Source organism: Streptomyces sp. NPDC054883, assembly GCF_053610645.1.
Genome location: NZ_JBSGYT010000058.1, coordinates 15,043 through 38,340, shown reverse-complemented (window position 1 = coordinate 38,340; position 23,298 = coordinate 15,043). Strand labels below are relative to the sequence as shown.

Annotated in this window: 22 protein-coding genes and 1 tRNA gene; 12 read left to right on the top strand and 11 right to left on the bottom strand. The window is 72.7% G+C overall.

The genetic code is table 11. The features are described from left to right. Window positions 1–25 precede the first annotated feature (25 nt). From ACWGH1_RS30860 to ACWGH1_RS30850, 3 genes are all read right to left on the bottom strand, one after another. Window positions 26–1,492, bottom strand: coding sequence for a PP2C family protein-serine/threonine phosphatase (locus ACWGH1_RS30860; protein ID WP_453353039.1), 1,467 nt, complete (start codon window positions 1,490–1,492; stop codon window positions 26–28). Between the two features lie 144 nt (window positions 1,493–1,636). Beyond that, window positions 1,637–2,137 (bottom strand): FHA domain-containing protein FhaB/FipA, encoded by a 501-nt coding sequence (locus ACWGH1_RS30855; RefSeq protein ID WP_453353040.1) that lies wholly within the window; start codon window positions 2,135–2,137, stop codon window positions 1,637–1,639. 10 nt (window positions 2,138–2,147) lie between these two features. Next, window positions 2,148–2,975: an FhaA domain-containing protein gene (locus ACWGH1_RS30850; RefSeq protein ID WP_453353041.1), complete on the bottom strand. Its 828-nt coding sequence runs from the start codon at window positions 2,973–2,975 to the stop codon at window positions 2,148–2,150. A gap of 292 nt (window positions 2,976–3,267) precedes the next feature. Between ACWGH1_RS30850 and ACWGH1_RS30845 the strand changes: the two genes are divergently transcribed. The 6 genes from ACWGH1_RS30845 (at window position 3,268) to ACWGH1_RS30820 (ending at window position 9,489) form a co-directional block, all read left to right on the top strand. Beyond that, window positions 3,268–3,350: transfer RNA gene (locus ACWGH1_RS30845), tRNA-Leu, on the top strand. Between the two features lie 854 nt (window positions 3,351–4,204). Next, entirely contained in the window at window positions 4,205–5,869 is a 1,665-nt protein-coding gene (locus ACWGH1_RS30840; protein WP_453353044.1) for a sensor histidine kinase, read from the top strand. A gap of 8 nt (window positions 5,870–5,877) precedes the next feature. After that, complete coding sequence (locus ACWGH1_RS30835; RefSeq protein ID WP_453353042.1) at window positions 5,878–6,537, top strand: response regulator transcription factor; 660 nt, start codon at window positions 5,878–5,880, stop codon at window positions 6,535–6,537. 67 nt (window positions 6,538–6,604) lie between these two features. Continuing rightward, window positions 6,605–8,041, top strand: a complete 1,437-nt coding sequence (locus tag ACWGH1_RS30830; protein WP_453353043.1) for a DUF2252 domain-containing protein — start codon at window positions 6,605–6,607, stop codon at window positions 8,039–8,041. 158 nt (window positions 8,042–8,199) lie between these two features. Then, entirely contained in the window at window positions 8,200–9,033 is an 834-nt protein-coding gene (locus tag ACWGH1_RS30825) for a J domain-containing protein (RefSeq protein WP_453409199.1), read from the top strand. Window positions 9,034–9,144: 111 nt separating this feature from the next. Then, entirely contained in the window at window positions 9,145–9,489 is a 345-nt protein-coding gene (locus ACWGH1_RS30820) for a rhodanese-like domain-containing protein (RefSeq protein ID WP_136210263.1), read from the top strand. A gap of 50 nt (window positions 9,490–9,539) precedes the next feature. Here ACWGH1_RS30820 and ACWGH1_RS30815 read toward each other — a convergent pair whose 3' ends face one another. The 6 genes from ACWGH1_RS30815 to paaA all read right to left on the bottom strand — a co-directional run bounded on the left by ACWGH1_RS30815 (window position 9,540) and on the right by paaA (window position 14,650). Further along, window positions 9,540–10,682 carry an acyl-CoA dehydrogenase family protein gene (locus tag ACWGH1_RS30815; protein WP_453352184.1) on the bottom strand — a complete coding sequence of 381 codons (1,143 nt, stop codon included), beginning with the start codon at window positions 10,680–10,682 and terminating at the stop codon, window positions 9,540–9,542. Window positions 10,683–10,843: 161 nt separating this feature from the next. Continuing rightward, window positions 10,844–11,977, bottom strand: coding sequence for a 2Fe-2S iron-sulfur cluster-binding protein (locus ACWGH1_RS30810; protein ID WP_453352183.1), 1,134 nt, complete (start codon window positions 11,975–11,977; stop codon window positions 10,844–10,846). After that, window positions 11,978–12,508, bottom strand: coding sequence for a 1,2-phenylacetyl-CoA epoxidase subunit PaaD (gene paaD, locus ACWGH1_RS30805; RefSeq protein WP_453352182.1), 531 nt, complete (start codon window positions 12,506–12,508; stop codon window positions 11,978–11,980). Then, window positions 12,502–13,227 carry a 1,2-phenylacetyl-CoA epoxidase subunit PaaC gene (gene paaC / locus ACWGH1_RS30800; protein ID WP_453352188.1) on the bottom strand — a complete coding sequence of 242 codons (726 nt, stop codon included), beginning with the start codon at window positions 13,225–13,227 and terminating at the stop codon, window positions 12,502–12,504. Before paaC ends, paaD begins: the two co-directional genes overlap by 7 nt. A 44-nt stretch (window positions 13,228–13,271) precedes the next feature. Beyond that, window positions 13,272–13,556, bottom strand: coding sequence for a 1,2-phenylacetyl-CoA epoxidase subunit PaaB (paaB, locus tag ACWGH1_RS30795; protein WP_136210255.1), 285 nt, complete (start codon window positions 13,554–13,556; stop codon window positions 13,272–13,274). Continuing rightward, window positions 13,553–14,650: a 1,2-phenylacetyl-CoA epoxidase subunit PaaA gene (gene paaA, locus ACWGH1_RS30790; RefSeq protein ID WP_453352181.1), complete on the bottom strand. Its 1,098-nt coding sequence runs from the start codon at window positions 14,648–14,650 to the stop codon at window positions 13,553–13,555. The genes paaB and paaA overlap by 4 nt, the downstream gene beginning before the upstream one ends. A 135-nt stretch (window positions 14,651–14,785) precedes the next feature. Between paaA and ACWGH1_RS30785 the strand changes: the two genes are divergently transcribed. The 3 genes from ACWGH1_RS30785 (at window position 14,786) to ACWGH1_RS30775 (ending at window position 17,510) form a co-directional block, all read left to right on the top strand. Then, window positions 14,786–15,460: a DUF5819 family protein gene (locus tag ACWGH1_RS30785; RefSeq protein WP_453352180.1), complete on the top strand. Its 675-nt coding sequence runs from the start codon at window positions 14,786–14,788 to the stop codon at window positions 15,458–15,460. Next, the gene (locus ACWGH1_RS30780; protein WP_453409202.1) at window positions 15,457–16,608 is read left to right on the top strand and encodes an HTTM domain-containing protein; all 1,152 of its coding nucleotides are present in this window, start codon (window positions 15,457–15,459) and stop codon (window positions 16,606–16,608) included. Before ACWGH1_RS30785 ends, ACWGH1_RS30780 begins: the two co-directional genes overlap by 4 nt. Window positions 16,609–16,748: 140 nt before the next feature. After that, complete coding sequence (locus tag ACWGH1_RS30775) at window positions 16,749–17,510, top strand: TrmH family RNA methyltransferase (protein ID WP_453352178.1); 762 nt, start codon at window positions 16,749–16,751, stop codon at window positions 17,508–17,510. A gap of 10 nt (window positions 17,511–17,520) precedes the next feature. Here the strand turns inward: ACWGH1_RS30775 and paaN are convergent, their stop codons facing one another. Then, window positions 17,521–19,203, bottom strand: coding sequence for a phenylacetic acid degradation protein PaaN (paaN, locus tag ACWGH1_RS30770; protein ID WP_453352177.1), 1,683 nt, complete (start codon window positions 19,201–19,203; stop codon window positions 17,521–17,523). A gap of 191 nt (window positions 19,204–19,394) precedes the next feature. On the opposite strand from paaN, the gene ACWGH1_RS30765 reads away from it, so the two are divergent. The 3 genes from ACWGH1_RS30765 to ACWGH1_RS30755 all read left to right on the top strand — a co-directional run bounded on the left by ACWGH1_RS30765 (window position 19,395) and on the right by ACWGH1_RS30755 (window position 22,574). After that, window positions 19,395–20,951, top strand: a complete 1,557-nt coding sequence (locus tag ACWGH1_RS30765) for a 3-hydroxyacyl-CoA dehydrogenase (RefSeq protein WP_453352176.1) — start codon at window positions 19,395–19,397, stop codon at window positions 20,949–20,951. Then, complete coding sequence (locus tag ACWGH1_RS30760; RefSeq protein WP_453352175.1) at window positions 20,948–21,538, top strand: TetR/AcrR family transcriptional regulator; 591 nt, start codon at window positions 20,948–20,950, stop codon at window positions 21,536–21,538. The genes ACWGH1_RS30765 and ACWGH1_RS30760 overlap by 4 nt, the downstream gene beginning before the upstream one ends. 79 nt (window positions 21,539–21,617) lie before the next feature. Then, the gene (locus ACWGH1_RS30755; protein WP_453352174.1) at window positions 21,618–22,574 is read left to right on the top strand and encodes an alpha/beta hydrolase; all 957 of its coding nucleotides are present in this window, start codon (window positions 21,618–21,620) and stop codon (window positions 22,572–22,574) included. Here the strand turns inward: ACWGH1_RS30755 and ACWGH1_RS30750 are convergent. Next, window positions 22,546–23,187 (bottom strand): Lrp/AsnC family transcriptional regulator, encoded by a 642-nt coding sequence (locus ACWGH1_RS30750; RefSeq protein WP_453352173.1) that lies wholly within the window; start codon window positions 23,185–23,187, stop codon window positions 22,546–22,548. The two genes, ACWGH1_RS30755 and ACWGH1_RS30750, sit on opposite strands and share 29 nt — an antisense overlap. Window positions 23,188–23,298 lie beyond the last annotated feature (111 nt).

Sequence of the window (23,298 nt, the reverse complement as noted above, 5' to 3'; positions counted from 1 at the left end):
GCAGGCCCCCTGTGCCCGCGTGTGGCTACGGCTTTTCGCACTGGGCGGCCAGCTGCTGCTCCGCGGGAGTCAGGCTGGGGCCGGGTGTCGGGCTGTTCTGTGCCTCGGCGGCGCGGCGGGCTTCGTCCTTCTTGCAGGCGGACACCTGGGCGCCGAGCTCGTCGATCTTCTTGCGGGCTCCGTCGAGGCTGCCTTCGCCGATGGTGCCCTCGACCTGCTTGCGCTTGAAGGACGGCAGGTACTTCAGTTCGATGTCGGGGTGGTCCGTCTCAACCTGCGAGAGGTGGATCCAGGCGAGGTTCTGGCTGATGCCGCGGTACAGCGCTACGTGATCGTCCTTGACGCCCACGTAGAACTGGGTCTGGGTCCAGCGGTGCCCGGCGTACACGCCGCCGCCGACCACACCCGCGACCAGCAGCAGGATCAGGGTCCGGGTGGTCCACCTGCGCCCTTTGCCACGGCGCCTGCGGGGCTTGTCGTACGTGTCCTCGTAGCCGGACTCGGAGTCGTACGCGCTGTTGTCGGGGTCGCCGAAGCTGCCGTACCCACCGCCGCCCTGGCCCTGGTCGGGGTATCCGTAGCCGGGGTGGTCGCCGCTGCCGGGCGGGCCGAAGGCCCCCGCCGGCGGGGCGGCCGGGCGGCCGAGCCCGGAGGCGCGGCCGGCCGGGGTCTGCATGGCGTTGCCGTCGAAGAGCTGGTGCTGGTTCTCGGCGACCGCGCCGACGACCACCGGGGTGTCGTTCAGCTGGGCGGCGAGGGTGTCGCCGCTGTCGGTGTCGAGGACGTCGGCCACGATGCAGGTGATGTTGTCCGGGCCGCCGCCGCGCAGGGCGAGCTGGATCAGTGACTGCACGGTCTCGTGCGGGCCGTGGTAGTCGGCGAGGGTCTCCTCCAGGGTCTGGTGGGAGACGACGCCGGAGAGTCCGTCGGAGCAGATGAGGTAGCGGTCACCGGGCCGGACCTCGCGGATGGACAGGTCCGGTTCGACGATGTCGCCGCTGCCGAGGGCCCGCATCAGCAGCGAGCGCTGCGGGTGGGTGGTGGCTTCCTCTTCCGTGATGCGGCCCTCGTCGACGAGGCGCTGCACCCAGGTGTGGTCCTGGGTGATCTGCGTGAGGACGCCGTCGCGCAGGAGGTAGGCACGGGAGTCGCCGACGTGGACGAGGCCGAGGCGCTGGCCGGTCCACAGGAGGGCGGTCAGGGTGGTGCCCATGCCCTCGAGCTGGGGGTCCTCCTCGACCATGGCGCGCAACTGGTCGTTGGCCCGCTGCACGGCGACGCTGAGGGCGGTGAGGATGTCGGAGCCCGGGACGTCGTCGTCGAGCTGCACGAGGGTGGAGATCACCTCGGAGCTGGCGACTTCTCCGGCGGCCTGGCCGCCCATGCCGTCGGCGATCGCGAGGAGGCGGGGGCCGGCGTAACCGGAGTCCTCGTTGCCCTCGCGGATCATGCCCTTGTGCGATCCGGCGGCGAACCGCAGGGACAGACTCATGCGCACCTGCCCTGTCGACGCTGCGTCCGGGTACAACCGGTCTCGAGCCACACTGCCCACCCTCCGGTCGGGAGCGCGCTCGGGTCCGTGTCCCCGTTGGGACGGACCGCCGCGGCTCGCTCGCTCCGCTCGCTCATTCTCGTACTACTTCCGCAGCTCGATGACGGTCTTGCCGATGCGGATCGGGGCGCCCGGCGGGATGGGCGTCGGGGTGGTCAGCCGGGTCCGGTCGAGATAGGTGCCGTTGGTGGACCCGAGATCCTCGACGATCCACTGGCCGTCGGTATCGGGGTAGATCCTGGCATGGCGGCTGGACGCGTAGTCGTCGTCCAGCACGATCGTGGAGTCGTGGGCGCGGCCCAGGGTGATCGTCTGCCCGGACAGGGCGACCGTGGTGCCCGTGAGGGTGCCCTCGGACACGACGAGTTTGGTGGGCGCCCCACGACGCTGCCGCTGCTGCGGGGGCGCGCTGGCGCGCCCCGTCTGCTGCGGGGCACCGCTTGCGCCGCCGCCGCGGCGGGAGCCGCGTTGCGTGACTCTCGTTCCGAAGAGGTCGCTGCGGATGACCTGAACGGCCACGATGACGAACAGCCACAGAACGGCCAGGAAACCCAACCGCATGACCGTCAGGGTCAGCTCTGACATTGCCCCCGCTTCACCCTTCGGCTTGCCGGTAAATGATGGTGGTGCTGCCCACGACGATCCGCGAGCCGTCGCGGAGCGTAGCGCGGGTGGTGTGCTGCCCGTCCACCACGATGCCGTTGGTGGACCCGAGATCCTGGATCGTCGGGGGCGTTCCGGTCCGGATCTCACAGTGCCGGCGCGATACGCCGGGGTCGTCGATCCGCACATCGGCCTCGGTGCTTCGGCCGAGTACGAGCGTGGGGCGCGAGATCTGGTGGCGGGTGCCGTTGATCTCGATCCAGCGGCGCGTGCTGCCCGGGGCGCCCGGGCCCGGACCGGGGGCGCCACCGGGGCCGCCCCTGCGCGCTGCGGGGCCGCCGGGCGGCGGCGTGCTCGGCATGGGCGGGGCGGCGACCGGGGGGTACCCGTAGCCACCCTGCTGCGGAGCCTGGGCCTGCCCCTGGGGGGCGCCCTGCTGGGAGGTGCTGGAGGCGAGGGTGCGACTGCGGACGCGGTAGAGACCGGTGTCCAGGTCGTCGGCCTTCTCCAGGTGCACCTTGATCGGGCCCATGAAGCTGTAGCGCTGCTGCTTGGCGTAGTCGCGGACGAGGCCCGCGAGCTCGTCGCCGAGCTGACCGGAGTAGGGGCTCAGGCGGTCGTAGTCGCCGGTGCTGAGCTCCACGATGAAGTCGTTGGGTACGACGGTCCGCTCGCGGTTCCAGATGGTGGCGTTGTTGTCGCACTCGCGCTGGAGGGCGCCGGCGATCTCCACCGGCTGGACTTCGGACTTGAAGACCTTGGCGAAGGTGCCGTTCACCAGACCTTCGAGTCGCTGCTCGAACCGCTTCAGAACTCCCATGGGGCACCTCCTCCGTCGTTGTCGCCCTGTACTGCTTACTGATCGTATCCACGCGTGGCGGATTCGGGTGGTTCCCCTCCGGTCCCGTGCGCAGGAGTGTTGGTCCTCACAGGGATCGTAGGGGCGCTCCAGGGACAGTGTCCCGCACCGGGAGCGGAGTGCGGGAGGGGACCGTCGTGACGGTGGTGGCGGGGGGACGGAAAGCGATGTGATTCCACCCCGTCCGACGTGCTAATGTTTCGACGTCGCCAGGGGAACGGCCCGAAAGGGAAGAGCCACTGGGGAGCTGCTCGGGCGAGTGGCGGAACGGCAGACGCGCTGGCTTCAGGTGCCAGTGTCCTTCGGGACGTGGGGGTTCAAATCCCCCCTCGCCCACTGAGGACGCCGATGAAACGGTGTTCTTGGCAACGACGAAACGGTCGTCATCGCGAAAGCGGTGGCGGCCGTTTTGCTTTGCCCTGAGGGTGCATGGGCCGGCGTGCGAGTGACCGTCTTTCGCGAGCGCGGTGCTGAGGCCGTGTCAGGCGCGTGTGCGCCGGTGACGTACGTCATGACCGGACCCGTGGGCTGTGCCCGGAAGCCGGTGACATCCGTCCCCCTGGACCGCCGGCCGCGGTGTGGCTGGCGACCCTGCTGTGGGTCGGGTGCGCGCTCGTGCTCTGCGCCGGGGTCTGCGCGATGACCGCCCGTACGCCGCACCTGCTGGAGGGCGGGGTGCTGCGGCTGCGGACCGGGCCCTTTCGCGGGCTGGGCCTGCCGCTGTCGCAGGTGGCGGAGGTGCGGGCCGAACACGGGCTGACGGTCGGGCACGGGCTGCGGAGGTCGCCGGACGACGGAGAAGCGGTGGCGTGCTCCGTCAGCAGTGCCACCACCGTGGTCCTCGTCCTGGCGGTGCCAGTGGCGGTGCGGCGCCGTCATGGCCCGCCGGGTCCGGTTCGGCGCCGATCGGCCGGCCGAGGCCGCACGGCTGATCAGGGAGGCGGCGCGGCGGGCCGGCGAGGGGTCAGAGGGTCGCCTGCCAGGGCTGCTTCGGCCGTGAACTTCCCGGCCCCGCCTGGGAACGCACCGACCGTGCCGACGCCCTGCGCAAGGAAGCGGGTGTCCCCGAGGCCCGCCCGCCGTCCCCGCACTCCTGCCCGGCGACTTTCGTCGCGCGACGTGCGACGAAAGAGGGCGGCCGACGGCGTGCCCGGATGTCTAGGGTCGGGCGCGTGGATGCGACGGTGAGGATGCGAGCGGGCCGGGACTGGTTGAAGGGTCCCGAGCCGTGGACCCGGCGCACCCTGGCGGTGGACCTGGCGCTCGTCGGAGTGCTGGTGGTGCTCGGGCTCGGTGTGGAGGAACTCGACCACGGCTCCGAGCAGCGGATGCTGGCCGGCGCGGTCGCCGTGGCGCTGCTCGTGCTGCTGCGGCGACGGCTGCCGGTGGCGACCCTGGTCGTGGCGGCGGCCTTGTCCCCGTTCCTGCCCGGAACCCTGCTGGTCACGAGTCTGCTGGGCTGGTCGGCGGGGCGCCGGATCGTCGGCGTGGGACGGGCGCTGGCTGCCTTCACGGTGGCTTTCGTCGCCGAGGTCGGACTGAGCGTGGTGGAGCAGGGGTCGTACATGCGGCCGCTGCTGGTGATCGTCTTCTCGGCGCTGATGTTCCTGGCGACCACGGTGATGCCGGGCCTGGCCAGCCGTTACTGGTCCCAGCGCCGCACCCTGCTGCGGGCCCTCCAAGAGCGCAACGGGCAGCTGATGCGCGAGCGGGCCATGGTCGCCGGCCAGGCCCGGCTGCGGGAACGGCAGCGGATCGCCCAGGACATGCACGACAGTCTCGGCCACCAGCTGGCGCTGATCTCCGTTCACACGGGTGCGCTGGAAGTGGATCCGAAGCTCACCGACCACCAGCGCGAGGCGGTGGGCGTGCTGCGGCAGGCCTCCGTCGCGGCGATGCACGAGCTGCGCGAGGTCGTCGGGATCCTCCGCGACGGGGTCGAGGCCCCGGTGCCGGCCGAAGAGGCGGCGCAGCCCGCGGCGCGCGGGGTGGCGGGCATCGCCGGGATCGTGGAGGCGGCCCGGAGCGTCGGCACCGACGTACGGCTGACCACCTCGGGGCAGCCGAGGCCGTTGGCCGCGGCCTGTGACCACGCGGCCTACCGGATCGTGCAGGAGGCGCTGACGAATGCCTACAAGCACGCCCCCGGCGCCCGGATCGCGGTGGAGCTGCGGTACGAGGACGACTCGCTGGTGGTGGAGATCGCCAACGGTCCGGCGGCCGGCGCGGGCGACGCCGAAGTGGTGTCGGGCGGACAGGGGCTGACCGGGCTGCGGGAGCGCGCCCGGCTGGTCGGCGGGATGGTGTACGCGGGCGCGGCCGAGGGTGGCGGGTTCCGGGTGGCCGGTGTGCTGCCGTACGGGGCGGAGCCGGCGGGGGCGGAGGAGGTGGCCGACGACTTCGGCCAGCAGGCACGGCCGCCGGTGTTGCAGGGCCCGCCGCCGATGGACTGGGCGGCGGTCGACCGCGAGCTGGAGGTGCCCGGGCGTACCCGTACCGGGGGCGTCGCTCTGGGATGCGGGATCGCGTTCGCGGCGGTGGTGCTGCTGGTGATCGTCATCGGGGCGGGGCTGGCGCTGGTGGTGAGTTCGGCGACGGACGTGATGATCAGCCGTGCCGACTTCGACGCCGTGCGCGTGGGTGAGCCGGAGAAGGCGGTCCGCGACCGGTTGCCGGACGGGGGAAGCATCCTGACCTCGGGTATGGAGCGGAAGGGGCCGCCGCGGCCGGAAGGCACCGACTGTCTGGTGCTCCTGTCCGAGGAGGACTCCCAACTGGCCACCGATACGGTTTTCCGGTTCTGCTTCAAGGACGGCAAGCTCGTCGACAAGCAGGAGTACGAGGTCGAACAGTAGGAGCGCGGGTGACAGCCAGAGTGATCCGAGTGGTGATCGCTGATGACGAGCCGCTGATCCGGGCCGGGATCAGGATGATCCTGACCTCGGCGCCGGACATCGAGGTCGTCGCCGAGGCGGCGAACGGCCGGGAGGCGGTGGAGCTGGCCCGCGCCCACGTCCCGAACGTGTTGCTGCTGGACATCCAGATGCCGGTGATGGACGGGCTGACGGCCCTCAGTGAGCTGGGCCGTGCGGTTCCCGACGTGCGGGCGCTGGTCCTGACCACCTTCGGCGAGAAGGAGAACGTACTGCGGGCACTGAGCCAGGGCGGTGCGGGATTCCTGCTCAAGGACTCGGCACCGGGCGAGCTGATCGGCGCGGTCCGGGCGGCGGCGGCCGGGGACGCGTACCTCTCGCCCGGGGCGGCCCGGCACGTGGTCGACCAGCTGGCGTCGGGGCGGGCCGCCGGGCGCGGCGAGGCGGCCAGGCGGTTGGTCGCGGAGCTGAGCGAGCGCGAACGGGGGGTGCTGGCCCTCCTGGGCGAGGGACTGTCCAATGCGGACGCCGGCCGGCGGCTGCACATGAGCGAGGCGACGGTGAAGACGTACGTGAGCCGGATCCTGGCCAAGCTGGAGTGCGAGAACCGGGTCCAGGCCGCCCTGCTGGCCAGGGACGCCGGGCTGTAGATACGGTCAGGCCGAATCATTGATGTTGGCCGATGAGTACGGCAGTTACGGGTGGGGGGCGGCACGCATGGTGGCGGTACCGGCGGAGCAGACAGTGTCAGCGGAACCGGCGACGGGAGCCGGGCGGATACCGCGGGTCGCCGGGTTCGCGCCGCGGGTCGTGGCGGGCTCGGCCAAGGAGACCGGAAGGGCGCTGCGGGCCCGCGTACCGCGCTCGGCACACGCTCGGTTCGAGGCTCCGGCCGGACGGCCGGACGCCGTCCGCTCGGTCGAGGCGTCCAACGTCGGGCGGGTCGCGGAACTCACCCCGATCCGAGTGGGCCGGATGGCCGCGAACCCCTTCGCGTTCCTGCGCGGCGCGGCCGGCCTGATGGCGCACGACCTGTCCGGCGGCCCGGTGACCGGCGTCGGCGCGCAGATCTGCGGTGACGCGCACGCGGCGAACTTCGGCCTCTACGGGGACGCGCGCGGTCGGCTCGTCATCGACCTGAACGACTTCGACGAGACCGTGTTCGGTCCCTGGGAGTGGGACGTGAAGCGGCTGGCGACCTCGCTGGTGCTGGCCGGCCGGGTGGCGGGGGCGGCCGAGGACACCTGCCGGGCGGCCGCGCTCGATGCCGTCGGCGCCTACCGGCGGACCATGCGGCTGCTGGCCAAGCTGCCCGCGCTCGACGCGTGGAACGCCATCGCGGACGAGGAACTGGTCTCGCACACCGATGCCCGGGACCTGCTGGGCACGCTGGAACGGGTCTCGGAGAAGGCCCGCAACAACACCTCGGCCCGGTTCGCCGCCAAGTCGACGGAGGCCTGCCCCGACGGGTTCCGCCGCTTCGTGGACGCGCTCCCCGTGCTGCGGCGGGTCGGCGACGACGAGGCGGCCGCCGTGGCGGCCTCGCTGGGCCCGTACCTCAACACCCTGCAGGGCGACCGGCTGCCGCTGCTGGCCCGGTACGCCATCCATGACGTGGCGTTCCGCGTGGTGGGCACCGGCAGCGTCGGTACCCGCTCGTACGTGGTGCTGCTGCTGGACCACCGCGGGGAGCCGCTCGTGCTCCAGGTGAAGGAGGCCCGGCCTTCGGTGCTGCTGCCGCACCTGCCCGCGCTGGGCTTCCACGCGCCGGAGGAGGAGCACGAGGGCCGCCGGGTGGTGGCCGGGCAGCAGCGGATGCAGGTGGTCTCGGACATCCTGCTGGGCTGGACCACCGTGGAGGGGCGGCCCTACCAGGTCCGCCAGTTCCGCAACCGCAAGGGCAGTGTGGACCCGGCGGCGCTCGCCCCCGAGCAGATCGACGACTACGGACGGATGACCGGCGCCCTGCTGGCCCGGGCCCACGCGCACAGCGCCGATCCACGGGTGCTCGCGGGGTACTGCGGCAAGAACGAGGAGCTGGACGAGGCGATGGCCGACTTCGCCGTGGCCTACGCGGACCGCAGCGAGGCCGACCACGCCTACTTGGTGGCGGCGGTCCGGTCGGGCCGGATCGCGGCCGAGTTCGGCGTCTGAGCCGGCCGGCCCCTTCCCGAGGCGGCCGCCGGTCGGCGGCGGCCGGCGGGGCCGGACACCGATCGGTGTTTCACGTGAAACACCGATCGCACACCGGTGCCGTGTTTCACGTGAAACACGAAACCTCCACCGGGGCGGACGGGCCTTAGGCTGGCCGGGTGAGCGAGCACACGGAGCAGACAGTCCCCCAAGAGCCCGCCGACTCCGGCGACGAGCGGCCCGAGGCCCGGCTCGACCGGGCGGTGCGGGCCGCCGAGCAGGCGCTGATCGAATTCGAGATCGCGGTGGAGACCTTCCGGGTGGAGGTGGAGAACTTCTCCAGGCTGCACCACCAGAAGCTCGGCCCGATGTACTCGCGGCTCGACGAGCTGGACGCGCTGATCGCGGAGGCGAAAGCGGCGCGCACCGGCGACCCCGAGGACCTGCGGCGGGCCCGTGACGCGCGGTCCCTGGTGATGCCGATGCCCGGGGTCGACGAGCTGTTTCACGACTGGATGGACTCCGACGGGATCTCCGACGACGCCGCCGCGATGCTCACCGACCGTACGGTGCGGCCGCCGGAGCGGGTGCGTCCGCCGGAGGAGGTACGCCGGCTGTACCGGGAGCTGGTGCGCAAGGCGCATCCGGACCTCGCCCAGGACGAGGCCGAGCGGACGCGGCGCGACGCGTTCATCGCCCGGGTCAACGCGGCCTACGGGCGGGGGGAGGAAGCCCTCCTGCGCGAGCTGGCCGAGGAGTGGGCGGCGGGTCCGGCGCCGGAGGCGGCCCGCCCGAGCGAGAGCGAGGAGCTCTACGCCCGGCTGGAGTGGCTGGCTCGGCGCAAGGAGCTCCTGGCGGCGGTGGCCCGGGAGCTGGAGGAGAGCGCGATCGGGTCGATGCTGCGGATGGCCCCCGACGACCCGGACCGGCTGCTGGAGGAGATCGCGGAGCAACTGCTGGCCCAGGTCTCCGAGCGCGAGTCGGAGCTGGCGGGTCTGACCGCGCAGCAGTGAGGGGCGGGGCAGCGCGGCGAATTGCCGGGTGGGCGGGTGCCCGCCTCGGATTCGACGGGATCCGGACCGGTATAGGTTGGGATCCGGATCTGTGACGAGAGAAGGCGACGTATGAACTTCGGACCGCTTCCCTCGGTGGGTGCCGCCGAGGTGCCCTCCGAAGGCTTTGTCCTCGACGTCCGGGAGGACGACGAATGGGCGGCCGGGCATGTCGAGGGCGCACTGCACATCCCCATGAGCGACTTCGTGGCCCGCTTCGGCGAGCTCACCGAGGCCATTGAGGACGGCGGCCGGGTACACGTGATGTGCCGGGTGGGCGGGCGTTCCGCGCAGGTCACCCAGTACCTCGTGCGTCAGGGCATCGACGCGGTGAACATCGACGGCGGTATGCAGGCCTGGGACGGCGCCCGGCGCCCGATGGTCAGCGAGAGCGGCAACCCGCCCTTCGTGCTGTAAGCCGCGGCCGGCCGCGGCGGACCCGCCGAGACGGACCGGCCCGGGGTGGGTCAGCCGAGCGGGTGGGCCGCCAGCAGGTCGCCCAGCGCCTCCTCGTACGCGGCGGCCGGCCCGAGCTGGAGTTCCAGCTGCTTGGCCCAGGCGTGGTAGCGGTGCAGTGCGTAGTCGGTGTCGGCGCCGAAGCCGCCGTGCAGGTGCTGGGCGGTCTGCACGACCCGGCGTACGCCCTCGGAGGCCCAGATCTTGGCCACCGCGACATCACCGGCGACCGGCAGCGGGCCCCCCGCTCCCGCTGCCGCGCTCTCCAGCCGCCAGGCCGCCTGCCAGAGGGTGACCTCCATCGCCCGCAGGTCGATGTACCGGTCCGCTGCCTGCACGGCGACGGCCTGGAAGGTGGCGACGGGGAAACCGAACTGCTCCCGCTTGCCGGTGTACTGGCTGGTCATGCCCAGGACGGCCTCGCCGAGGCCGAGCGCGAGGGCGCAGGTGCCGGTCGCCAGCAGCCGGTGGAGCAGCTCCCATGCCTCCGGGGCGTCGATGACGTACGTGCCGGGCACCCGGGCGCCGTCCAGGGTGAGGTGGGCGAGCCGCTCCCCACTGGTGGAGTACTGGTCCGCGAAGGCCAGCCCCTCGGTGACACGGGGGACCAGTGCGAGGACCGCCGTCCCTTCCCCGGTGTGGGCGGGTACGGCGATCCAGTCGGCGCTCCGCGCCCAGGGGACGGAGGTCTGTACCCCGTTCAGCACCCAGCCCGCGCCGTCGGGGCGGGCGGTGACGGCGAGTTCGGCCGGATCGTGGCCGGTGCGGCCGTGGGCCGCGGCGGTGAGGACGAGCGCCCCGCGCCCGGCTCCGGGGAGCAGGGTGGCAGCCAGTTCCCGGCTGCCGTGGGCCTGGACCGCCATGGCGGTGGCGCAGTGCTCCAGCAGCGGTATCCGGGCCAGCACCTTCGCAGCCTCGCGCAGCACCAGGCAGAGGGCGATGGCGTCGAGCCCGGCCCCGCCGTGTTCCTCGGCGAGGACCAGGCTCAGCAGGTCGGACCCGGCGAGACGGGCCCACAACGGCCGGTCGAAGTCGTCGGCCACCGCTCCCGGGGTGAGCGCGGGGCTCGGGACGCTGTCGGGCGAGACACCCGCGAACACGGCCTTGGCCGCTTCGACGGCGGCCTGCTGCTCCTCGGTGAAGGTGAAGTCCACTGCCTGTCCTCCCGGGTGTCCACCGGACCGTGTCGGTTCGAAGCGGTGCTCGGATCTGACGGAGCGTCAAGATAGAGCAGCCGCTGCGAAAAGCACAGCCTTCGCAGGCTCCCCGCTCATCAAAAGGGCCGGCCTGTGGGCATCCTCCGGGAGGGCCCCGGTCAGCGGTCGAAATCGATCTCCACTTCCTCCGTCACCGCGTGGGACTGGCAGGCGAGCACGAAACCGGCCTCCGTCTCCTCCTCCTCCAGCGCGAAGTTGCGCTCCATCCGCACCTCGCCCGACACGAGGAACGCCCGGCAGGTCCCGCAGACCCCGCCCTTGCAGGCGTACGGAGCGTCCGCGCGGTTGCGCAGGACGGCGTCCAGCAGGGACTCCCCGTCCTGGACCGGCCAGGTGCCCGATCGGCCGTCGAGGCGGGCGGTGACCCGGCCCCGGGAGGCGGCCGCCGAGGGAGCCCGCCCGATGGCCGGCGGGGCGGTGTCCTCGACGTGGAAGATCTCCTCGTGCACCCGCGTCCGAACGACCCCCAGGGCGTGCAGCGCCCGCTCCGCTCCCTGCACCAGCCCGTACGGGCCGCACAGGAACCAGCCCGTCACCTCCGCGACGGGCAGCAGCGCCGGCAGCAGGGCGGTCAGCCGCTGCTCGTCCAGCCGACCGGAGGGCAGCCCGGCCTCCTGCTCCTCCCGGGACAGCACGGTGACGAGCTGGAACCGGTCGGGATAGCGGTCCTTGAGGTCGGCGACCTCTTCGAGGAACATCGTCGAAGCCGCCGTACGGTCACTGCGCACCAGGCAGAAGCGGGCATCGGGACGGGCTGCCAGCAGGGAGGCGGCGATCGACAGCACCGGGGTGATCCCGCTGCCGCCGACGACCGCCGCGTAGTGCGCGGCGGGGGGTGCCGCGGCCGGGTCCAGGACGAACCGTCCGGCCGGGACCATCACGTCCAGGACGTCCCCGGCGGCGATCTCCTTGTGCGCGAACGTGGAGAACTCGCCGCCCTCCACGAGCCGTACTCCGACCCGCAGCAGTGCGGGGCCGGTCTCGCCCGGGGCCGGGGAGCAGATCGAGTAGGTGCGGCGGACCTCGGATCCTCCGGGGGTGCTGCGGCGCAGTGTCAGGTGCTGGCCGGGCGCGTGCCGGTACTCGGCCCGCAGTTCCTGCGGGACCCCCAGGGTCAGGGCCACGGAGTCGTCGGTGAGCCGGTCGACCGCCGCCACAGTGAGGGAGTGGAAGGCGCCGTGGCGCGCGGGACGCGGCGATCCCGGCGTGGGCGACGGCGGCGGCACGGCCATTTACAGCTCCTTGAAGTGGTCGAACGGTTCACGGCAGGCGACGCAGCGGCGCAGCGCCTTGCACGCGGTGGAGGAGAACCGGCTGAGCAGTTCGGTGTCGGTCGATCCGCAGTTCGGGCAGCGGACCGACAGCGTGAGCGGGACCGGGCCGTCCGCGGCGTGCGGGCGGGGCGGGGCGATGCCGAACTCGGCGAGCTTGCGCCGGCCTTCGGCGCTGATGTCGTCGGTGGACCAGGCCGGGGCCAGAACCGTGGTCACCCGCACCTCGGGGATGCCGTGTCCGGTCAGGATCCGCCGGATGTCGGCGGACATGGCCTCGATCGCCGGGCAGCCGGTGTAGGTGGGGGTGAGCAGGACCTCGGCGTGGCCGTCCTCGTGCATCCGCACACCGCGCATGACACCGAGCTCGGCGAGGGTGAGGACGGGCAGCTCCGGGTCGGGGACGGAGCCGGCGAGCTCGGCCAGCTCCGCCTCCAGGCGGGTCGTCCCGGCGGCGCTCGTACCCGGGCCGGGGGCGGCGTCGGTCACCATGACGCCCCCGGATGGCTGCGGTGCAGGTGCTGCATCTCAGCGAGCATCAGGCCGAACGGCTCGGTGTGCAGCCCCTGCCGGCCGGCCCCGGCGGCCCAGGCGCCCGTGCGCGGTCCTTCGGGCACGGTGAGCCCGGCGCGCTCCAGGACCGCGCCGAGCGCGACCAGCCAGCGCTCCTCCAGAGCGGCCCACTCGACTCCTTCGAGCCCGTCCACCGGCTGGAACATCTCGCCGGTGTACTTCCACAGCGCGTCCAGCGCGGCCCGGATCCGGGCGCTGCTCTCCTGCGTGCCGTCGCCGAGCCGGAGCGTCCACTGCTCGGCGTGGTCGCGGTGGTACGCGGTCTCCTTGACGGCCTTGGCCGCCAGGGGGGCGAACGGACCGTCGCCGACGGCCAGTTCCGCGTACAGCTCGTGCTGGTAGAGCGAGAAGTAGAGCTGCCGGGCGATGGTGTGGGCGAAATCGCCGTTGGGCTGTTCCACCAGCTGCATGTTGCGGAAGGAGCGTTCCTCGCGGAGGAACGCCAGCTCGTCCTCGTCACCGGTCATGGACAGCAGCAGGCGGGCCTGGCCGAGCAGGTCGAGGGCGATGTTGGCCAGGGCCACCTCCTCCTCCAGGACGGGCGCGTGGCCCGCCCATTCTCCGAGGCGGTGCGAGAGGACCAGCGCGTCGTCCCCGAGGGCGAGGGCGGCCGCCCGGATGGCCTCGGTGCCGGTCACATCGCCGGTGACAGCGCCGGGCGCACGGGTGTTCGCAGGGCTGTTCACAGGTGGCGCACCCCCTCGGGGATCTCGTAGAAGGTGGGGTGCCGGTACGGCTTGTCGGCGGCCGGAGCGAAGAACGGGTCCCGCTCGTCCGGCGAGGAGGCGGTGATCTCGGTGGAGGGCACCACCCAGATCGAAACGCCTTCGCTCCGCCGCGTGTAGAGGTCACGGGCGTTGCGCAGGGCCATCTCCGCGTCCGGGGCGTGCAGGCTTCCCGCGTGCGTGTGCGAGAGGCCGCGCCGCGAGCGGACGAACACCTCCCACAGCGGCCAGTTCTGCGTCATGCCGGGGTCTCCTCGTGGTTCGTCGCCGGGGGCCCGGCGTGTTCTGCGGTGGTGCCGTCCGCCGGGCGGCCGGCCTGCCGCGCCGCCTGCTTCGCCGCGTACGCCGAGGCCGCGTCCCGTACCCAGGCGCCTTCCTCGTGGGCCGTGCGCCGCTGGCTGAGGCGCTGTTCGTTGCACGGGCCGTTGCCCTTGAGCACGTCCCAGAACTCGGCCCAGTCGATCGCGCCGAAGTCGTAGTGCCCGCGCTCCTCGTTCCACTTGAGGTCCGGGTCGGGCAGGCTCAGCCCCAGCGACTCGGCCTGGGGCACGGCGATGTCCACGAAGCGCTGGCGCAGGTCGTCGTTCGAGTGGCGCTTGATCCGCCAGGCCATCGACTGAGCCGAATGCGCCGACTCGCCGTCCGGCGGGCCGAACATCATCAGCGACGGCCACCACCACCGGTCGACTGCGTCCTGGGCCATGGCGTGCTGGGCTTCGGTGCCCTTCGACAGGGCCAGGAGCAGCTCGTACCCCTGGCGCTGGTGGAAGGACTCCTCCTTGCAGATGCGGACCATGGCGCGCGCGTACGGACCGTACGAACAGCGGCAGATCGGCACCTGGTTGGTGATCGCGGCCCCGTCCACGAGCCAGCCGATCGCACCGACATCGGCCCAGGTCAGGGTCGGGTAGTTGAAGATCGAGGAGTACTTCTGCTTCCCCGAGTGGAGCTTGTCGAGCAGCTCGTCACGACTGGTGCCGAGGGTCTCGGCTGCGCTGTACAGGTAGAGGCCGTGGCCCGCCTCGTCCTGGACCTTGGCCATCAGGATCGCCTTGCGGCGCAGCGAGGGCGCGCGGGTGATCCAGTTGGCCTCGGGCTGCATGCCGATGATCTCGGAGTGGGCGTGCTGGGCCATCTGGCGAACCAGGGAGGCGCGGTATTCGTCGGGCATCCAGTCCCGGGGCTCGACGCGCTCGTCCGCCGCCACGGCGGCGTCGAACGCGGCGGCGAGCTGCGCGCCGAGATCGCCGATCTCACCCTCGGCGCCGGCTCCCGCCTGCGCGGGGCCCGCGCCCAGCCCTGCTTCCTGCCCAGATTCCGGGGTCACTGTGACCATCCCGGCCCCCTGTCAGAGTCTGCTTTCCGCCCGACCGACCGATCGTTCGGTTCATCCTCTTCAATGGTGAGACGACGGCCCGTAGGGTGTCAACCTCTGTGGGCAACCCTGTGGACGCCGGACGATCGGGACGCGATGGATTCGAACGAGCGAAAGCTCGCGGAACAGGCCGCTCCGGCGCCCGTCACGGCGCCGCGCTCCCCTGGAATCGCCGGTCTGTCCGCCCCGTGCCGAGTCCTCGCCGCGATCGCCCTGGGGGCGATCGCCGTGGCGGCCTGCGCGCACCTGGCGTTCGTCTTCCTGCACGTCGCACCGTCCAACACGGTGAGCAAGCGGCACGCGGCGACAGTGGACGGCTGGATCTACCCCGAGTTCGAACAGAACTGGAAGCTCTTCGCCCCCAACCCGCTCCAGCAGAACATCGCGGTCCAGGTACGGGCGCAGCTGCGGACGGCGGACGGCAGGCTGACCACCAGCGAATGGCGCGACCTGTCCGCCGAGGACGGTGCGGCCATCCGGCACGGCCTGCTGCCGAGCCACACCCGGCAGAACGAGCTCCGGCGGGCCTGGGACTTCTTCACCGGCTCCCACGACGACGACAACAAGCCGAACGGCGAGCGCGGCGAGCTGTCGGAGGCGTACCTGCGGCGGATCGCCCTGGACCGGCTGGCGGCGTGGCAGCGGGGCGGCGACCGCATCGTACGGATCCAGCTGCGCTCGGCGACGGCGGCGGTCGTGGCGCCGGAGTGGAGCCAGGAACACACCGACACCCAGAGGTACTACCGGGAGCTGCCGTGGTGGACGGTCTGAGCCGGGCGCGGGCCGCCGCCGGCCGGGGGCTGGCGAGGGTCACCGGGGAGGCGCTGGGCCCCTACCAGAGCGCGGTCGTCCGGATCGGCTTCGCCGGGACGTGGCTCTTCTTCCTGCTGCGCGAGTTCCCGAACCGGCACGAGCTGTACGGGCCGGACGGGCCCTGGAGCTGGACCCTGGCGAAACGGCTGATCGCCTCGAACCACGCGTTCACGGTGCTGATGTGGTCGGACGCGACGTGGTGGTTCGAGACCGTCTACGTCGTTTCCGTACTGGCGAGCGCACTGCTGGTGCTGGGCTGGCGGACGCGGGCGACGTCCGTGGTGTTCATGGTGGGGGTGCTCTCGCTCCAGAACCGCAGTGTGTTCATGGGGGACGGCGGGGACAACGTCATCCACCTGATGGCGATCTACCTGGTGCTCACGCGGTGCGCCCGGGTGTGGTCGCTGGACGCGCGGCGGGCGGGGCGGGGCGGGGGAGGCCCGTGGGGACCGGTGCTGTGGGGCGGGCTGGGGGCGGTGTTCGCGTACGGGGCGCTGGCCGGGCGGTTCGGCGCGCTCTGGGCGGCGGTGTTCGGGGCGCTGTGGGTGACGGCGGGGGTGTGGTGGCTGGCCGGGCGGTACGCCCCCGAGGGGGAGGGGCGGGCGCTCCTGGACGTCCTGGCGAACCTGCTGCACAACGCGGGGATGCTGGTGATCATGGCGGAGGTGTGCCTGATCTACGCGACGGCGGGCTGGTACAAGATCCAGGGGTCGAGGTGGCAGGACGGGACGGCGCTGTACTACCCGCTGCGGCTGGACTACTTCACTCCGTGGCCCGGGCTGTCGGCGCTGCTGGCGGGGAGCGGAACGGTGGTGATGCTGCTGACCTACGGGACGGTGGCGGTGCAGGTCGCGTTTCCGTTCACGCTGTTCAACCGGCGGATCAAGAACGTGCTGCTGGGGCTGATGATGCTGGAGCACGTCGGGATCGCGGTGGTGCTCGGGTTGCCGTTCTTCTCGTTGGCGATGATCGCGGCGGATGCGGTGTTCTTGCCGACGGGGTTCTTGGTGTGGGTGGGGGCCCTGGGGGTCGCGCGGTGGCGGCGCGGGCCGGCTCGGGAGGCCGGGACGGTGGCGGTGGCCGAGGCCGGCGCGGTGGGTCGCTGACGGTGCGGGTGCCCTGCGGGTCGTCCGCCGGGGCTCCGCGCCGCAAACTCCCCCAGCTACCGCTGGGGGTACCCCCACGGGGGCTGAACGGGTCCGACGGGGCTGAACCCCGCGCGGGGGCGGGCCGTAGGGTCGGCGGTATGAGTGAGCAGCGTGGTGGGGGCGATGAGGTCGGACGGGCGTGGCGGGAGGCCGTCGGGCGGGAGGACCTCGTACTCCTCGACGGGTTCCACGCGCTGAAGCACGCCTTGCGCTTCGGCGCCGATGTCCGGGCCGTCGTCGCCGACGACCCCGACGCGGTGCGGGCGCTCGCCGCCGAACTCGCCCCGGACGTGGAGGCGCAGGTGGTGCGGCTGACCGGCCGGGCGGAGCTGCGCGCGCTGCTGGACCGCGTACACCCCACCCGGGTCGCCGCCCTCGCGGTCAGGCCCGACGCCGCCGAGGGGCGGGTCCGGCTGGAGCGGCTGCCCCGGCCCGCACCCGTGGTCGTACTGGACAACCCCCGCAACCTCGGCAACGTCGGTGCCGTCGTGCGTCTCGCCGCCGGCTTCGGCGCCACCGGCGTCGTCACCCGCGGCGACCTCGACCCCTGGCACCCCAACGTGGTCCGCGCCGGAGCCGGCCTGCACTACGCCACCACCGTCGCCAGGGTGGAGCTCGACACCCTGCCCCCCGGGCCGGTGTACGCGCTCGACCCGGAGGGTGAGGACATCCGTGCCCTCACCCTCCCCGACGACGCCCTGCTCGCCTTCGGCTCCGAACGCCACGGCATCTCGCCCGAGCTGCGCGCCCGCGCCGACCACCTGGTGTCCCTGCCGATGCGGCCGCAGGTGTCCAGCTACAACCTGGCCACCAGCGTGGCCATGACCCTCTTCCACTGGGGAGGGCCACGGCCCGCCTAGATCCGCCCGGTCAGCCTTGGCGGCGGACCTCCACCACGCGGAAGCGGTTCGCGACGAACGCGCCGTCGCACAGTGCCGCGTTGGCCGCCGGGTTGCCGCCCGAGCCGTGGAAGTCGGAGAACGCCGCGGTCTGGTTCACGAAGACACCGCCGGTCAGGTTGAGCGACAACTGCGCCGACTCCTCCAGGCAGACCTCCTCGACGGCCCGCTCGGTGTCCGGGGACGTCGTGTACGCGCCGACCGTCATCGCGCCCTTCTCCCGGACGGTGCGCCGCAGCAGCTCCAGCGCGTCCGCCGTGGAGTCGACCGCCACCGCGAACGACACCGGGCCGAAGCATTCCGACAGGTACGGCGCGGAGTCGTCCGGCTTGGAGCCGTCCAGCTTCACCAGCACCGGGGTGCGGACCACTGCGTCCGGGAACTCCGGGTTCGCCACCTCCCGCGAGGCCAGCGCGACCTCGCCCAGGCCGGCCGCCGCCTCCAGCCGGGCCTTCACGTCCGGGTTGACCAGCGCGCCGAGCAGGGCGTTGGCCCGGGCGTCATCGCCGAGCAGGCCGCCGACGGAGGCCGCCAGGTCGGCGACGACCTCGTCGTACGACTTGTGGCCGGCATCCGTCTCGATGCCGTCCCGGGGGATCAGCAGGTTCTGCGGGGTGGTGCACATCTGCCCGCTGTACAGGGACAGCGAGAACGCGAGGTTCGACAGCATGCCCTTGTAGTTGTCGGTGGAGTCCACGACGACGGTGTTGACGCCCGCCTTCTCCGTGTACACCTGCGCCTGGCGGGCGTTGGTCTCCAGCCACTCGCCGAAGGACGTCGACCCGGTGTAGTCGATCAGCTTGATCTCGGGGCGCAGCGCGAGCGTCTTGGCGATGCCCTCGCCCGGACGCTCGACGGCCAGCGCGACCAGGTTCGGGTCGAAGCCGGCCTCGGCGAGGACCTCGCGCGCCACCCGCACCGTCAGCGCCAGCGGGAGCACGGCGCGCGGGTGCGGCTTGACCAGGACCGGGTTGCCCGTGGCCAGGGAGGCGAAGAGCCCCGGGTAGCCGTTCCAGGTCGGGAAGGTGTTGCAGCCGATCATCAGCGAGATGCCGCGGGGCACGGCGGTGAAGGTCTTGCCGAGCTCCAGCGGGTCCTTCTTGCCCTGCGGCTTCGACCAGTCCGCCTGCGCCGGGACACGGGTCTGCTCCTCGTAGGCGTACGCGATCGCCTCCAGACCGCGGTCCTGGGCGTGCGGGCCGCCCGCCTGGAACGCCATCATGAAGGCCTGGCCGCTGGTGTGCATGACCGCGTGCGCGAACTCGTGGGTCCGGGCGGAGATCCGGGACAGGATCTCGATGCAGACCAGCGCGCGGGTCTCGGGGCCCGCGTCGCGCCAGGCGCCCATGCCGGCCCGCATCGCGGGCAGCAGCACGTCCGGGTCGGCGTGCGGGTACTCGACACCGAGATCCAGGCCGTACGGGGACACCTCCCCGCCGGTCCAGCCGTCGGTGCCGGGCTGCCCGAGGTCGAACCGGGTGCCACGGACGGCCTCGAACGCCGCGAGGCCGTCGGCCGGGGCGGTCTCCCCGTAGGCCTTGGGGTGCTCGGGATGCGGGGACCAGTACGCGCGGCTGCGGATGGCCGCGAGCGCCTGGTCCAGGGTGGACCGGTGCTTGTCGGACAGCTGGGGGACGGTGAGCTCGGCGGCCATCAGGGACCAACTCCTCGTTGAGCCGGGCGGGATCAGGCTGGTTCACACGATCACCGGAGTGCGGATCGGGGGAACCGGATCGGGCAAGGGCGGGTGAAGAAGAGCAGACTGGAGTTAGAGTAACCGAACGATCGGTCGGGACAAGAGGGCCCGGCAGGCCTGTGGATAAGTCCGTGCGGGAGGATCGGGTCATGACAGCAATCGAGCGGTCCCGCACAGTGGCGGTCATCGGCGCCGGCACCATGGGGCAGGGGATCGCCCAGGTCGCCCTCCTCGCAGGTCACCGCGTGCTGATCCACGACATCGACGCCGACGCGGCCCGCGCCGGCGTCGCCCAGGTCCGCGACCGCGTCGAGCGGCTGTCCGCGAAGGGCCGGCTGGACCGGGCCGCCGCCGACGAGGCGAACGGCCGGATCAATGCGGCCCAGGCGCTCTCCGAGCTGGCGGACGCCGCTCTCGTCATCGAGGCGGTCGTCGAGGACGCCACCGTCAAGCGCGGACTCTTCGCCGCACTCGAAGGGGTGGTTTCGCCGGACACCCTGCTGGCGACCAACACCTCGTCCCTCTCCGTCACCGAGCTCGCCGCCGGCCTCGCCCACCCCGGCCGCTTCCTCGGCCTGCACTTCTTCAACCCGGCCCCGCTGCTCCCGCTCGTCGAGGTCGTCAGCGGGTTCGCGACCGGCCCGGCCGCCGCCGAGCGCGCATACGAGACCGTCCTGGGCTGGGGCAAGACGCCGGTCCGCTGCGCCGATACGCCCGGCTTCATCGTCAACCGGATCGCCCGCCCCTTCTACGCCGAGGCCTTCGCGGTGTACGAAGAGCAGGGCGCGGACCCGGCCACCATCGACGCCGTGCTCCGCGAGAGCGCCGGCTTCAAGATGGGCCCGTTCGAGCTGACCGACCTGATCGGCCAGGACGTCAACGAGGCCGTCACCCGCTCCGTCTGGGACTCCTTCTTCCGCAGCCCCAAGTTCACCCCCTCGCTCGCGCAGCGCCGGCTCGTCCAGTCCGGCCGCCTCGGCCGCAAGTCGGGGCACGGCTGGTTCCCGTACGGCCCGGACGCCCCGCTCCCGCAGCCGCACACCGCCGGTCCCGAGGAGGCCCCGGCCAAGGTCACCGTCGTCGGTGACCTGGGCCCGGCGGCCGCTCTGGTCGACCTGCTGGAGGAGGCGGGGATCGCGGTCACGGCCACCGGGCACGGCGGTCCTTACATCCAGCTGCCCGGCGAGGGCCAGCTCGTGCTCGCGGACGGCAAGACCTCGGTCGAGTTCGCGGACGTCGTCTACTTCGACCTCGCGCTCGACTACCGCGCCGCCGGCCGCATCGCGCTCGCCGCCGGCCCGGACACCAGCGAGCGCACCCTCGCGGAGGCCGTCGGCCTCTTCCAGAAGCTCGGCAAGAACGTCTCCGTCATCGGCGACGTGCCCGGCATGATCGTCGCCCGGACCGTCGCGATGCTGATCGACCTGACCGCCGACGCCGTCGCCCGGGGCGTGGCCACCGCCGAGGACATCGACACGGCGATGCGGCTCGGCGTCAACTACCCGCTGGGCCCGTCCGCGTGGCACGAGCGCCTCGGCCGCGACTGGGCGTACGACCTGCTGCACCACCTCGACGAGCGCTGCCCGGGCGGCCGGTACGCGCCCTCCCTCGCGCTGTTCAAACTCGGCTACGCGGAGGACGACGAAGGGTTCGAGGACGAGCGCGAGGCCGCCGGCCGGGACGACGCCCGGGGGGCCGCCCAGTGACCACCGCCCGGCGTGACACGTACACCCCCGAGACGCTGCTCTCGGTGGCGGTCCAGGTCTTCAACGAGCGGGGCTACGACGGCACCTCGATGGAACACCTCTCCAAGGCCGCGGGCATCTCCAAGTCATCGATCTACCATCACGTCGCGGGCAAGGAGGAGCTGCTCAGGCGGGCGGTCAGCCGCGCCCTCGACGGCCTCTTCGCGGTCCTCGAAGAGCCGGGCGCGCTGCGCGGCCGCGCCGTGGAGCGGGTCGAGTACGTCACCCGGCGCACGGTGGAGGTGCTGCTGGCCGAACTGCCGTACGTGACGCTGCTGCTGCGCGTCCGGGGCAACACGCGCACCGAGCGCTGGGCGCTGGAGCGCCGCCGCGAGTTCGACCACGCGGTGGCCGACCTCCTGAAGGCCGCCGCGGCCGAGGGCGACCTGCGCGCGGACGTCGACAGCAGGCTCGCCACCCGTCTGCTGTTCGGCATGGTGAACTCCCTCGTCGAGTGGTACCGCCCGTACCCCGGCGCCGACCACTCACAGCTCGCGGACGCCGTCGTCCACATGGCCTTCGGCGGACTGCGCACGAGCACCGCCTGAACGGCCGCCGTCCGGGCCCGGCCACCTGAACGGCTCCGCCCGTGCGGCGGCCGCCGCACGCCGCGGTGACGATGGCGGCATGGCCCTGGACCCGGACATCGCCGCCCTCATGCACCGCTTCGGCGCCGACGGGCCGCCGCCCGTCCCGCTGCCGGACGTGGCGGAGAGGCGGGCCCGCGACCGGCGGCTCTCGCCGGCCGTCGCCCCCGCGCCGCCGATCGCCGTGGGCTCCGTGGCGGACGACACCCTCGCCGGGGTCCCCGTACGGATCTACCGCCCGCGGCCCGCGGGCCCCGCACCCGCCGTCGTCTTCTGCCACGGCGGCGGCTTCGTCGCCGGCGACCTGGACACCCACGACGCGCTCGGCCGCCGCCTGTGCCGGGACGTGGCGGCGGTCGTGGTCGCCGTCGGCTACCGGCTCGCGCCCGAGCACCCCTTCCCGGCCGCCTACGAGGACTGCCTCGCCGTCGCCCGGGACGTCGTCGGCCATCCCGAGCGCTTCGGCGGCGGCAGCGGCGTGTTCGCGCTCGCCGGGGACGGCGCGGGCGCCAACCTCGCCGCGGCCGTGGCCCTGGCCCTGCGCGACTCGGGCACACCGGTCGCCGGGCAGCTGCTGGCGTACCCGGTGACCGACCTCACCGGCCGCGGCGGCTACCCGTCGATGGCGGAGAACGCCACCGGTTACGGGCTGACCGCCGCCGAGATCGAGGACGACATCCTGCTCTACGCCGGGAACGACCCGGCGACCGCCGCCGACGGCCGCGCCTCGCCGCTGCTCGCCGAGGACCACCGGGCGCTGGCACCGGCGGTGATCGGCGTCGGCGAGTTCGACCCGCTGCGGGACCAGGCACTGGCCTACGCCCGGGTCCTGGCGGACGCCGGGGTTCCGGTGTCGTCGCACCGGTACCCCGGGCTCGTCCACGGCTTCCTGGACTACGCCGCCCACGTGCCCGCGGCGGACGCCGCGACCGCGGAACTCCTCGGCGAGCTGCGCGCACTCCTACGGCCTACGGCTGCTCCTCGGCGAGCGGGGTGAGGGTGGTACCGCCGGGCGGGCCCGGGTCCAGCAGGTCCGTTTCCTCGAACACCAGCAGCGTGCGGGTGGAGAGCACCTCCGGGATCGACTGGAGGCGGGTGAGGACCAGCTCGCGCAGGGTCCGGTTGTCCGGGGTGTGCACCAGCAGGAGCACGTCGAAGTCGCCGCTCACGAGGGCGATGTGAGCCGCGCCGGGCAGCTCGCGCAGCTTCTCGCGCACCGTACGCCACGAATTCTGGACGATCTTCAGTGTGATGTACGCCGATGCGCCCTGACCTGCGCGTTCGTGGTTCACCCGGGCCGTGAAGCCCTGGATCACGCCGTCGTCGATCAGCCGGTTGATCCGCGCATAGGCGTTGGCGCGGGACACGTGGACCTGTTCCGCGACGGACCGTATCGACGTCCGGCCGTCCGCCTGGAGCAGCCGCAGGATCGAGCGGTCGATCGGGTCCAGCGGCCGGGGCGGGACGGGCGCCGCGGCGGCGGAGCCGGGCGGCGGTCCGGAAGGAGCGGGCGGTGCGGGCGGTGCCGGTGGTGCCGCCCTGGTGCCTCCGGGCGGGACCGGTGCGGATCCCCCGGCGGAGCCCGCCGCGGCCATTTGTTCATCCGGCATTGCCCACTGCCTCCCTCTCCTGGACGTCCTGCACCCATCCCAGGGCCCCGGCGCCACTTTGTCCACAGCCTGGAGGCGCCTGTAGCCAAATTGCGCAGACAACCGAACAAT

What these genes read in the sequence shown, in the direction of transcription:
- ACWGH1_RS30860 (WP_453353039.1), bottom strand. Translation starts at nt 1,492, where the DNA reads ATGAGTCTGTCCCTGCGGTTCGCCGCCGGATCGCACAAGGGCATGATC.
- ACWGH1_RS30855 (WP_453353040.1), bottom strand. Translation starts at nt 2,137, where the DNA reads ATGTCAGAGCTGACCCTGACGGTCATGCGGTTGGGTTTCCTGGCCGTT.
- ACWGH1_RS30850 (WP_453353041.1), bottom strand. Translation starts at nt 2,975, where the DNA reads ATGGGAGTTCTGAAGCGGTTCGAGCAGCGACTCGAAGGTCTGGTGAAC.
- ACWGH1_RS30840 (WP_453353044.1), top strand. Translation starts at nt 4,205, where the DNA reads ATGCGAGCGGGCCGGGACTGGTTGAAGGGTCCCGAGCCGTGGACCCGG.
- ACWGH1_RS30830 (WP_453353043.1), top strand. Translation starts at nt 6,605, where the DNA reads ATGGTGGCGGTACCGGCGGAGCAGACAGTGTCAGCGGAACCGGCGACG.
- ACWGH1_RS30820 (WP_136210263.1), top strand. Translation starts at nt 9,145, where the DNA reads ATGAACTTCGGACCGCTTCCCTCGGTGGGTGCCGCCGAGGTGCCCTCC.
- ACWGH1_RS30810 (WP_453352183.1), bottom strand. Translation starts at nt 11,977, where the DNA reads ATGGCCGTGCCGCCGCCGTCGCCCACGCCGGGATCGCCGCGTCCCGCG.
- paaD (WP_453352182.1), bottom strand. Translation starts at nt 12,508, where the DNA reads ATGGTGACCGACGCCGCCCCCGGCCCGGGTACGAGCGCCGCCGGGACG.
- paaB (WP_136210255.1), bottom strand. Translation starts at nt 13,556, where the DNA reads ATGACGCAGAACTGGCCGCTGTGGGAGGTGTTCGTCCGCTCGCGGCGC.
- paaA (WP_453352181.1), bottom strand. Translation starts at nt 14,650, where the DNA reads ATGGTCACAGTGACCCCGGAATCTGGGCAGGAAGCAGGGCTGGGCGCG.
- ACWGH1_RS30785 (WP_453352180.1), top strand. Translation starts at nt 14,786, where the DNA reads ATGGATTCGAACGAGCGAAAGCTCGCGGAACAGGCCGCTCCGGCGCCC.
- ACWGH1_RS30775 (WP_453352178.1), top strand. Translation starts at nt 16,749, where the DNA reads ATGAGTGAGCAGCGTGGTGGGGGCGATGAGGTCGGACGGGCGTGGCGG.
- paaN (WP_453352177.1), bottom strand. Translation starts at nt 19,203, where the DNA reads ATGGCCGCCGAGCTCACCGTCCCCCAGCTGTCCGACAAGCACCGGTCC.
- ACWGH1_RS30765 (WP_453352176.1), top strand. Translation starts at nt 19,395, where the DNA reads ATGACAGCAATCGAGCGGTCCCGCACAGTGGCGGTCATCGGCGCCGGC.
- ACWGH1_RS30755 (WP_453352174.1), top strand. Translation starts at nt 21,618, where the DNA reads ATGGCCCTGGACCCGGACATCGCCGCCCTCATGCACCGCTTCGGCGCC.
- ACWGH1_RS30750 (WP_453352173.1), bottom strand. Translation starts at nt 23,187, where the DNA reads ATGCCGGATGAACAAATGGCCGCGGCGGGCTCCGCCGGGGGATCCGCA.